The 11542-nt window shown below is 38.3% G+C and carries 8 protein-coding genes; 6 read left to right on the plus strand and 2 right to left on the minus strand.

Going from position 1 to position 11542, the window contains the following annotated elements:
• From JCM9157_RS21595 to gerQ, 4 genes are all read left to right on the plus strand, one after another.
• On the plus strand, positions 1-548 hold a 548-nt coding region (locus tag JCM9157_RS21595), incomplete at its 5' end, for a GTP cyclohydrolase II (protein ID WP_035668227.1).
• Positions 549-908: 360 nt separating this feature from the next.
• A complete protein-coding gene (locus tag JCM9157_RS21600; RefSeq protein ID WP_035668229.1) occupies positions 909-1400 on the plus strand; it encodes an LURP-one-related/scramblase family protein in 492 nt (163 codons plus the stop codon).
• Positions 1401-1697: 297 nt separating this feature from the next.
• Positions 1698-2174 (plus strand): cell wall hydrolase, encoded by a 477-nt coding sequence (locus tag JCM9157_RS21605; RefSeq protein ID WP_035668231.1) that lies wholly within the window; start codon positions 1698-1700, stop codon positions 2172-2174.
• Positions 2175-2308: 134 nt separating this feature from the next.
• On the plus strand, positions 2309-2662 hold the full coding sequence (gerQ, locus tag JCM9157_RS21610; RefSeq protein WP_439644362.1) for a spore coat protein GerQ: 354 nt from the start codon (positions 2309-2311) through the stop codon (positions 2660-2662).
• A 215-nt stretch (positions 2663-2877) separates the two neighbouring features.
• On the opposite strand, the gene JCM9157_RS21615 is transcribed toward gerQ, so the two are convergent.
• Both JCM9157_RS21615 and katG read right to left on the minus strand, forming a co-directional pair.
• A complete protein-coding gene (locus JCM9157_RS21615; protein WP_035668236.1) occupies positions 2878-3162 on the minus strand; it encodes a hypothetical protein in 285 nt (94 codons plus the stop codon).
• Positions 3163-3355: 193 nt separating this feature from the next.
• On the minus strand, positions 3356-5575 hold the full coding sequence (katG, locus tag JCM9157_RS21620; protein ID WP_035668238.1) for a catalase/peroxidase HPI: 2220 nt from the start codon (positions 5573-5575) through the stop codon (positions 3356-3358).
• Between the two features lie 822 nt (positions 5576-6397).
• Here katG and JCM9157_RS21625 point away from each other — a divergent pair.
• Positions 6398-10021 (plus strand): carbohydrate binding domain-containing protein, encoded by a 3624-nt coding sequence (locus tag JCM9157_RS21625; protein ID WP_081734284.1) that lies wholly within the window; start codon positions 6398-6400, stop codon positions 10019-10021.
• A gap of 338 nt (positions 10022-10359) precedes the next feature.
• The gene (locus tag JCM9157_RS21630; protein WP_035668240.1) at positions 10360-11277 is read left to right on the plus strand and encodes an aldo/keto reductase; all 918 of its coding nucleotides are present in this window, start codon (positions 10360-10362) and stop codon (positions 11275-11277) included.
• Positions 11278-11542: the final 265 nt, after the last annotated feature.

Genomic DNA, 11542 nt, shown 5'->3' on the forward strand with positions numbered 1-11542 from the left:
CATCTACAAATTTAGCTGAATTACAGCAGTCAAGTGTTTTAGTATTTGGAGACTTTGCTAATGCGGAAGAAGCTGTCATTAGAATGCACTCTATTTGTCATACTGGTGACATTTTTGGTAGTAGACGGTGCGATTGTGGATTTCAATTAGAACAATCGATGAAGAATATTGTTGAACATGGGACAGGTGCTTTGTTTTACTTAGCAAATCATGAAGGAAGAGGGATTGGTCTATTTAGTAAAGCGATGGCCTATATTTTACAAGAGAACGGTCACGATACCGTAGAAGCTAATGAAGCTCTGGGCTTTGTCGACGATTCTAGAAACTATTCAGATGCCATACAGGTTCTAAAGACACTTCGACCAAAACCTGTTACATTAATGACGAATAACCCTAAAAAGATGGAAGCTTTAAAAAATGCTGGGCTTACAGTGTCAGAAAGAAAACCATTGTGGGGCGATGTTTCCGAACATAATGAAAAATATTTACAAACTAAAATAAGCAAATCTGGACATATTGAGGCTGAAGGAACTTGTTGTAATGATTAGCTTGAATTTACTTAGTCTTACATAATGAAAAAGAGCTGAACTTTGTTTCAGCTCTTTTTAAATGAGTTAAATTGGATCACAAGAAAGGTCCTGTTTCTTCAGCTTGTTACTAAAGATTGTTGAATTCAGTCTTTTGGCGTTAATCGCAATTATATGTTTAGTGAATTAAAAAGTCTGAGATTAGTTCTTCTTTCTATCTCTTATCTTGTAGAAGGTATTTCTGGAAATTATATTGAATAATATATTTATGAATCTAACATAGGTCAAATCATTGTATAGAAATATAATATAAGAAAGTTCCTGATGTTAGATAAGATGAAAATATGTATTTGAAATATACTATATAATAGGTGGAATAGTATGAAACAACTTTATATAAAGCAAAAGGTATTCAGCCTTAGTGAGAAATTCACGGTAAAAGATCAGCAGGAAAGGAATGTTTATTACGTCGAAGGAAGCTTTATGAAAGTTCCAAAGACCTTCTCCATTATGAATACAAATAGAGAGGAAGTTGCTCTCATTACGAAAAAGATGTTCAGCTTTTTGCCTAAGTTTTCGGTTGAGGTCAATGGGCAAGAGGTACTGACGATTAAGAAGGAATTTTCTTTCTTTAAAGCACGCTATACGATTGATGCGGCAGGCATTGAAGTACATGGAAATTGGTGGGACATGGATTTTCAGTTTTTGCAACATGGTGAAATCGTTGGTAAAGTCAGCAAGGAATGGTTCACATGGGGCGATAGTTACAAGGTTCAAATATTGAATGAAGAAATGGAACCCATCATTATTGCACTTGTTGTTGCCATTGATTGTGTGAAGGCTGATGAAGCAGCTACTTCTTCGGCAACATAAAGTAAAAATCACTTTAACAACTGGTGCGTGAATCTCATAACGCATCTTTTTTTTATGACAAATTGTTAAATAGCAAGACGATCAACATGATGTCTATACCATTATTTAATTGAGAATAGATAAGGGGAATTTAGGCGCTTTCTTTAGTAAGAAGTGTCTTTTTGATATGCACCTAAACATTCAGAAAATGGTTTTTCTAACATTTCTCACTAGTTTCCAAGGTTTGGGCAGATAGGCAAGCTACCAAATCGGACCTTAGGCAATACATTACTTGTATAGGCCGAAAGGGGTGAGAAAATGGGTAGGCGAATCCAACATAATGAACGTGACGTGGAGTCGTTAGCGAGGCTCATGCTAGCGGAGGCGATTGGGGAAGGACCAGAGGGAATGGAATTAGTAGGAACGGTAGTAGCTAACCGGGTCGAGGCAGACTGTGAGCCAGACTTCAGAAATTTGCGCACGATCAACCACGCTATCTATCAAACAATACCAGGAACAGGAATTCCTCACTTTGAACCTGTTTTGAATGGCGCATTATATACACAGCGTCCTTCAGAAGAAGACCTCGAGAGGGCCAGGAATTTATTACACGGTCATAGAAATCCTCGAGCTAGGATGAATTTATGGTTTTTTAATCCGAGTCCAGGGCAAGCATACCGAGATCCTTGTACTCCCACGATGCCAAGATCCCCTATGACCCAGTTCGATTTTGCACACAAAAATCATTGCTTCTATGTCGCTGTACCGGGCTACTGTCCCGAATTTTATAGATGATGAAAAAATAAGGAGATGACCTTCTCATGAATTATGGAAATTCAAGTTATTATCCAATGAACAATCAAACTGGTTTTAATCAAGCTACGATGATGACGGGTGCCCCTCAACCTCAAACAGGTTTTCCAACCACTATGCCTTCAGGACCGGCGTATTCTACGCCAGTTGTTCCGATGGGAACGGGGCAGCAACTATTGACAGGTGTGGTGGAAGAATCATTCATTGAAAACATTCTACGCTTTAATAAAGGCAAGGTTGGTACGTTCTACTTTACTTACCGAGGCAACACAAGTTGGAATGCGATGGTTTATCAAGGGCGTGTTGAAACGGCTGGCCGAGACCATATAATTATTAGCGATCCGGCGAGCGGTAAACGCTACCTACTGTTGATGGCAAATCTTGATTGGGTAGAATTTGATGATCAAATTAATTATCCTCATACAGAAATTACTCCAGCTATGCAAGCGGCCTTGGATACAACTGATTGAGGATAACGCTAAAAACCCACTACATTTGATGAGTGGGTTTTTATCTCCTAAAACTAGATTATATCGACTAATAGGTGCGTTTTATCTGATGAATTTGGGTTATTTCTACTATTATAAGAACATTATCTACTATATTACGAATATATCTACTAATCTAAAATTCCCTACGAATTCCGAAGGTTAATTTGATTTCATTTTTAATGAGATCGTTTTACTTAGTTAACTGATGAAGCAATTTTCTTTATTTTCTCGATGATTGCTGGTTTGCTTCCGCCACAGTAGAAGTCTGTAACTAATTCATAGCAAGTAGCCATATTAACTAAATAACAGCTGTGAGTACCCATGTCATAAACAAAGTGATGTAGTTCTTCTCCTTTTGAGCCGTCAATCACTTTATAATGTTCAATGTCAAACAATTCACGAATCCCGCTTTGAGCTAAGTCAACAAACTCTTCTCTTGATACTTCTCTTATTGCTACAAATTTTGCTTCTGTGTTCATGTTTAAACCTCCAAAAGTTTATATTCGGTAAATTATACTTACATTCTTGAATTATAGTCTTGTGAAATGATTTTTTTATAATATAAGCAGTGGTTACAGAACATTAAAGTTATGATATTCATATTTATAGAAAAAGCACATTCATGTGAATGAAAAACCGCCGTCACCATATGACGGCGGTTCTTTTAAAAAATTAGTTACCAGCTAATTGAGCTTTTTTAAGGTCATTTCTCTTAAGATCGAAGCGATCAGCATTCATAACTTTAACCCACGCAGCGATAAAGTCACTTACGAATTTACCTTTGTTATCGTCTTGAGCATAAACTTCTGCAATAGCACGTAGAACTGAGTTTGAACCGAATACTAGGTCAACTCTAGTAGCTGTACGCACAACTTCACCTGTTGCACGATCGCGTCCTTCAAACACCATTCCATCTACAGATTTCCACTCTACTCCCATGTCAAGTAGGTTAACGAAGAAGTCGTTAGAAAGTGTTCCAACACGTTCAGTGAATACGCCGTGATCAGTTCCAGCATAGTTTGTACCTAGAACACGCATACCACCAATAAGTGCAGTCATTTCTGGTGCAGTTAGGTTAAGTAGTTGTGCTTTGTCTACTAAAAGCTCTTCTGAACTCACGCTATATTCTTTCTTTTGATAGTTACGGAAACCGTCAGCAACTGGCTCTAACACTTCAAAGCCTTCTACATCTGTTTGCTCTTGAGTTGCGTCTCCGCGTCCAGCAGCAAATGGAACTGTAACATCAAAACCAGCATCTTGAGCTGCTCTTTCTACTGCAGCTGTACCACCAAGTACGATTAAATCAGCAAGGCTGACATTCTTGTCTAGTTGACTTTGGATTCCTTCTAATACAGAAAGAACTTTTGAAAGTTGTTCAGGTTGGTTAACTTCCCAATCCTTTTGCGGTGCAAGGCGGATACGAGCACCGTTTGCGCCACCACGCATATCAGAACCACGGAATGTACTAGCTGAAGCCCAAGCAGTTGTTACTAATTCACTAATCGTTAGACCTGAATCTAGAATTTTAGCTTTAAGTTCTGTAACTTCTGCATCTGTTAATTCATAATCAACAGCTGGTACTGGATCTTGCCAGATTAGTTCTTCTTGAGGAACTTCTGGACCTAAATATCTATCACGAGGACCCATATCACGGTGAAGTAACTTAAACCATGCACGAGCAAATGCATCTGCAAACTCTTCTGGATTCTCATGGTAACGACGAGAGATCTTTTCGTAAGCTGGATCCATACGTAAAGCCATATCAGCAGTGGTCATGATCGTTGGAACACGAACTTCAGCATCTTCAGCGTCTGGAGCAAGATCTTTTTGGTCAGGATTTATAGCAACCCATTGATGTGCTCCGGCAGGGCTCTTTGTAAGCTCCCACTCATAACCAAATAATAAATCAAAGAAACCATTATCCCATTGTGTAGGGTTTGCAGTCCAAGCTCCTTCAATACCACTTGTAATCGTGTCACTGCCTTTTCCTGAACCGTGCGTGCTTAACCAACCTAAGCCTTGCGCTTCAAGAGCAGCAGCTTCTGGTTCTGGTCCTACATGAGCAGCATCTCCTGCACCGTGTGCCTTACCAAATGTGTGACCACCAGCTACTAAAGCAACGGTTTCTTCATCGTTCATACCCATACGACCGAACGTTTCACGAATGTCGCGAGCACTTGCTAATGGATCTGGGTTACCATTTGGACCTTCTGGATTCACGTAGATAAGACCCATTTGAACAGCGGCAAGTGGATTCTCAAGCTCACGATCACCAGTATAACGATTATCGCCTAACATATCTTTTTCAGAACCCCAATAAATATCTTCTTCAGGATGCCAAACGTCAGCACGTCCGCCTGCAAAACCAAATGTTTTACCACCCATTGATTCAATTGCAACGTTTCCTGTAAGAAGCATTAAATCTGCCCAAGAAATTTTGTTTCCGTATTTTTGCTTAATAGGCCATAGTAAACGACGTGCCTTATCAAGGTTACCGTTATCAGCCCAGCTGTTAAGTGGAGCAAAACGCTGTGTACCTGTTCCACCGCCTCCACGGCCGTCACCAGTACGGTATGTACCAGCAGAGTGCCAAGCCATACGAATGAAGAATGGACCATAATGTCCGTAGTCAGCCGGCCACCAGTCTTGGCTGTCTGTCATTAGAGCATGAAGATCTTTTTTAAGAGCATCGTAATCTAGCTTTTGGAATTCTTCAGCATAATCGAATTCTTCGCCCATAGGGTTCGTCTTTTTATCATGCTGATGTAAAATATTTAAGTTAAGCTGGTTTGGCCACCAGTCACTATTAGTAGTTCCTACAGATTTGTTAAGTGTCATACTGCCATGCATAACCGGGCATTTGCCACCAGTAGTATTGTTAAAACCTTGCATATTTATATCCCCTTCCAATATTAAATGGATTTTGAATAATTACGTCTAAAGTTCTTTAAATTAGATCACTTCTATGACAATAATTATTCTTATGTAATCATTATAATAAACTATTAACGAAAATGGAAGAATAATAACTCAAGATAATCACAAATATTCATTTTTAAAAGATTTATGCTAAATATTTATTATAAAGTTGCTACTTATTTTTAAAAGAAATATAGAAAATGATGGGGGAGGAACCGTGTAGTTACGGGGTCTTTTGAGTTTTTACTTCTTGTAAACTTTACAAATATAGCGCACTAGATTTTTATTTTTAAGAAAAGGTAAGTCGAAATGTTGTAACATTCTGACTTATTTTTAATTTATAAATGTAAGATTCCCATTCTCAACTAATCGCTAGAACTTAATAATTGAACTTCTCAACTAATTATGTGTGTGTTGAATCTCTTATAATAAATTCTGAGCTTTCGTAATAATGTTTGTAACGGAATAAGAGATTTCATTCTAACTAGAAAAGTTAAGTAATGTTCAGAAAAATTATTTTGCTGATTTTAGAGGGATTTAATATTATTTTATGTAATTTTATAATGAACATTTTCATTTTTAAGTATTAGAAAATAGTTAGATATTCATAAAATGGGATATTACTGAACATTTATGATAACGCTTTCATTAAGATGGCTCTCGGCATGAATATTGTTTTTATCTATGCAGCTATGAAATGAAATCTAAGTATAAAGTTTCCATAGAAAGGAGGTGAATCCGAAAAGCCTACCGACTGACTCGAATACTAAAGAACTATTAACAAGGAGGATTCAGATGTCAAAGAAAGCAATTAGTCTGTTTTTAGTATTTGTATTAATGTTGGCACACTTTAGCTTCTTGGCAAGTGCTAATGACAATGACCTTGTATCAGATTCTCTCGAAGATTGGGAGCTTGTTTGGGAAGATAACTTTGAAGGTAATGAACTAGATTTGAATAAGTGGAGTTATGATACTGGGAACGGATTTTATGATAGTAACGGTACGTATGTTTCTGGGTGGGGAAATGAAGAGTTACAATTCTACCAAGAGGATAATGTCCGTGTGGAAGATGGACAATTAGTTATAGAGGGGCGTGAGCAGAGAGTTTCAGATAACCGTGGAACTTATAACTATACGTCTGGGAAGATTCATACACAAGGAAAGTTTAGTCAAAAATATGGTCGATTTGAAGCGAAAATGTCACTACCGAAAGGACAAGGATATTGGCCTGCTTTTTGGATGATGCCAGAAGAGGATGTCTATGGCGGTTGGGCAGCATCAGGAGAAATAGACATAATGGAAAATGCCGGGAGAACACCAAATAAAATAGGCGGAGCCATTCACTACGGTGGACAATGGCCGAACAATACGTATACAGCAAAAGATTATTACTTCCCTGAAGGACGAGATATTACGGATTCTAATGTCTATGCGGTCGAGTGGGAGCCGGGAGAAATTCGTTGGTATGTAAATGGTGAGCTTTATCAAACGCTAAACAATTGGAGCTCAACAGGCGCAGGTAATCCAGCTCCGTTTGCTTATCCAGCTCCATTTGATCAAGAGTTCTATCTTATTCTAAACCTTGCTATTGGAGGCTGGTATGGAGGAAATCCCAACAATACAACGGAATTTCCAGGTGAAATGAAGGTCGATTATGTACGTGTTTACGAGTTAACAGGAAGAGACTACCGAGAACCGGTTGAACCAGCCTTTGAAGTTGAAGAGCTTCCTAGTGATGCAAAAACAGCTATTAACGGAAATTATGTGTATGATACTTCTTTTGAAGAAGGATTTACAACTATTGCTAGTGGGAGTGATCTAGATCAAAAATGGGATCCGAATTATTGGAATTTGGTTTTCATGCCTGACTTTAACGGGCGCGCAACTGCTACCGTAGATACGCTTGGAAATGATCAGTTCGCAAAAGTAGATATTGCTCAAGGGGGCAATCAGCCTTATTCTGTTCAATTGATTCAGAATGTCACTTTGGGTAAAGGTCGTTGGTATAAGCTTAGTTTTGATGCTAAGTCCACGACAGACCGTAATCTTAATATTAAGCTAGGGGGCGGTCCAGAACGGGGCTATACAGCTTACTCACCAAATCGTGACTTTGCTCTTACAAGTCAGGTGTCTTCATATGAATTAGCTTTCCAAATGCAACACGATACAGATGTTGCCTCTCGCTTAGAGTTTAATATGGGACTTAACACAAACCCAGTTTGGATCGGCAATGTAAAGGTAGAAGAAATTGATCCAGTCGATCCATTTAATGCAGATGCTCCTAAGAAGCCTTTGAAAAATGGAAATCATGTGTATAACGGTACGTTTGATCTAGGAAGCATCGATCGAATGACTTATTGGAATTTTAGTGTTGGTGAAGCAGAAGCACAAGCAACAGTAGATCCAGACAGAAGAGAACTAGAGGTAGCGATTACGAATGGTGGGGCACAATCAGAAGTTATTAAGTTGGTTCAAAAGGGGATGAACCTCTTAGAAAATGATGAATACAAAGTAACGTTCGATGCTAAGTCCGTAGAGGACAGAACAATCCAACTGGCTCTGTTAAGTAAAGATGGAAACCTTTCTTATTCGGGAGAAAAGACTATTCAACTAACAACTAAAATGGAAGAAAAAGAGTTAACGTTCACGATGCCTAATATCACAGATATCGAAGGGCAACTTGTCTTCTACTTTGGTGGAAATAACAGTGATGTCATATTGGATAATGTGAAGCTGGTTCGATTAACAAACCATAATGAAGCATTAAATTTAGACGAGGTTTTTCCTCTTAAAAATGGCGACTTTTCAAATGGGTTTACCAATTGGGATAAACATATCCAAGGTGACCATGAGGATGGCACTTCTAAAGCAGCAATTGATCTTGTTGCGGGAGAAGTAAAGGCAAGTATTGAAAATGAAGGATGGGAGCCGTGGCATGTCATCCTTATGCAAAACAATATGAAGCTACTTGCGAATCAAACGTATGTTTTACAATTTGACGCTCGCTCAACAGCTGATCGTAAATTAGAAGTCGTTGTAGAAAATGCGGCGTACAACCGTTCATTTTCAGAGATAGTGGATGTAACAAACTCTATGAAAACATACCAGTTTGAGTTTGAAATGAGTGCAGATGATACCGTCGATTTAAAGTATTTGCTGGGGAGAGTAGCCAACTCAGCTGCAATTGGTCAACATGAAGTATTTATTGACAATGTGAGGTTAGAAATAAAAGGAGAAAGGGAAAAACTATTCCCATTGAAAAATGGTGATTTCTCTTCTGGATTCGATAGTTGGTATCAGCACGTGCAAGGAAATTATGATGGCCCGTCAAAAGCTAATTTTACAGTAGAACAGGACGCTGCCAAAATTAATGTCCTACATGAAGGCAATAACCCTTGGGATATTTCTCTGTCACAAGAAGAGTTAACATTGCATGCAGCTCAAACATATGTGTTAACATTCGATGCAAAAGCTTCGTTAAATAGAAAGTTGGAGATGGTGATTGATAACGGAGCACCTAGTTATCATCGTTATTTCGAGAATATTATTGAAGTAACAGATGAGATGAAGACATTTAGCTATGAATTTGAAATGCCAGAAACGGACTCGATTGGGTTGAAATTCTTAGTCGGGAAAGTAAGTGGCATTCCTATTGAAACAGCACACAATATTTTTATTGATAACGTTACACTAGAAGTAAAAGGTGCTAGAGAAGCACTAACTGGAAAAAAAGGAGACGATGGAGTAGATCCGGATCCAGTTGACCCTTCTGAACCAGAGGAACCTATTAAGAAAGAGTGGAAAGAAATGGGAGAAAACCTTTTAATTGATGGTTCATTTAAAACGACCACGGAATTCGGTACTCCTGATAAACTTCGTGAAGGTTGGAATGTGCATAACCAAGGCAATTACGAAACGTGGGCAGGGTTAGCAACATTCTCTGTTGAGGAAGAAATGGCAAATGTAACGATTGAACAAGTTGGCTGGGAATGGTGGCACATTCAATTATTCCAAGATGGAATAGAAGTACCAAGCGGAACATATAAGATTGAATTTGAGATGAGCTCTGAGCGAGACAGGTCCGTGAACGTAGAATTAGCAGGTTCAGACGTTCCTATTCAGACGTTCAATGTTGGAACAGAAATGCAAACGTATCAAGCGATTGTAGAAGTATCAGAAACAGGAAGTTATAAGTTTTTGTTTGGATTTGGGAGAAACCAAACGGATCCTCAGTTGGAAGTACCTTACAAACTTCTAATAGATAATGTGAAGCTCATCGCAGTCGAGGAAGTGATAGGCGGAGAAGAGCCCGAGGAACCAGGTACTGAAGACCCTGTGACTAAGCCAGGAAAGAAAGATAAAGACAAGGATAAAGATAAAGATAAAGATAAAGATAAAGAAAAGGGAAAAAGTAACTAGATTCTGTGTAATAACTTAATGAAAGAGATGTCCTTTTGATCTAAAGGATGTCTCTTTTTATTGGTATAGATAAAAAACTATGAGATGGTTGGTTAAAGGTTTAACTTACTATAAATACTATAGCTTCTATTACTTTTGTAATTATATCAAGTTAATTTCAGTTATTGTATTAAAAATTAGCAAGTCATATACTTTTAAAGAGAGGTCATTAAAGATAACCAGAGTCAGCCGTTTTTCGATTAATTACTAGGACCGATGGGCAACCTGTTTGAAGGTAGGTCTTCTGTAGTAGGAACGGTAAAAAGTTGAGGTAACAATACATATTAGGGGGAAGACAAATGAGAACGATGAAACTAGGAACAAGTACATTAGAAGTACCAGTTGTCTCGGTAGGATGTATGCGCATTAATTCGCTAGAAAAAACAGAAGCAGAGCGCTTTGTTCAAACCGCTTTAGATTTAGGAGCGAACTTCTTTGATCATGCGGATATTTATGGTGGAGGAAGTTGTGAGGAAATCTTTGCAGAAGCTATTCATATGAATGATGACATTCGTGAAAAAATCATTTTACAGTCAAAGTGTGGAATTCGAAAAAGGATGTTTGACTTTTCAAAGGAACATATTTTAGAATCAGTTGATGGAAGTTTAAAGCGTCTTCATACAGATTATTTAGATGTTTTGCTTTTGCACCGTCCAGACGCATTAGTAGAGCCTGAAGAGGTAGCTGAGGCTTTTGACATTCTTGAAAGATCAGGAAAAGTACGTCATTTTGGTGTCTCTAATCAAAACCCAATGCAAATTGAGTTGTTAAAAAAGTCAGTGAAGCAACCACTTGTTGCTAATCAGCTACAGTTAAGTATTACGAACGCAAACATGATTTCAAACGGTTTTAATGTCAATATGGAAAACGAGGCAGCTGTAAATCGAGATGGCAGTATCCTAGACTATTGCAGACTGAATGATATCACGATTCAACCTTGGTCTCCTTTCCAATATGGCTTTTTTGAAGGGGTATTCTTAGGAAATGAAAAATTCCCTGAATTGAATCAAAAGATAGATGAGATTGCTGAGAAATATCAGGTAAATAATACGACGATTGCCATTGCGTGGTTGTTACGTCATCCCGCGCATATGCAACCAGTTATTGGAACGATGAATGTAGGCAGGTTAAAAGATTGTTGTAAAGCAAGTGATATTTCTCTTACTCGTGAAGAGTGGTATGAAATTTTCCGTGCGGCAGGGAATGTATTGCCATAATAGAAGTTGTGAGAAAGAGGATGTCCTGAGACATCCTCTTTGTTTACATGCTTAATTCAGAGGCTTGTGTTGCTGGCTTCATATATTTGGTTTAACGCAAAAAAGAGGATGTAACAAAAGGTTTTTTGTACCTTTTGAACATCCTCAAACTAATAATTTGTTTATTACTGCTGTTAATTGTTTCTTAACTCTTAGTGCAATGAAGCGGAAGTCACTCGACTCCTGCAGGAAATAGAGGTAAGGCCGAGACCCCACAGGCGAACAG

This window comes from Halalkalibacter akibai JCM 9157 (genome assembly GCF_000513135.1).
GTDB classification, from domain to species: Bacteria; Bacillota; Bacilli; order Bacillales; family Bacillaceae_D; genus Halalkalibacter; species Halalkalibacter akibai.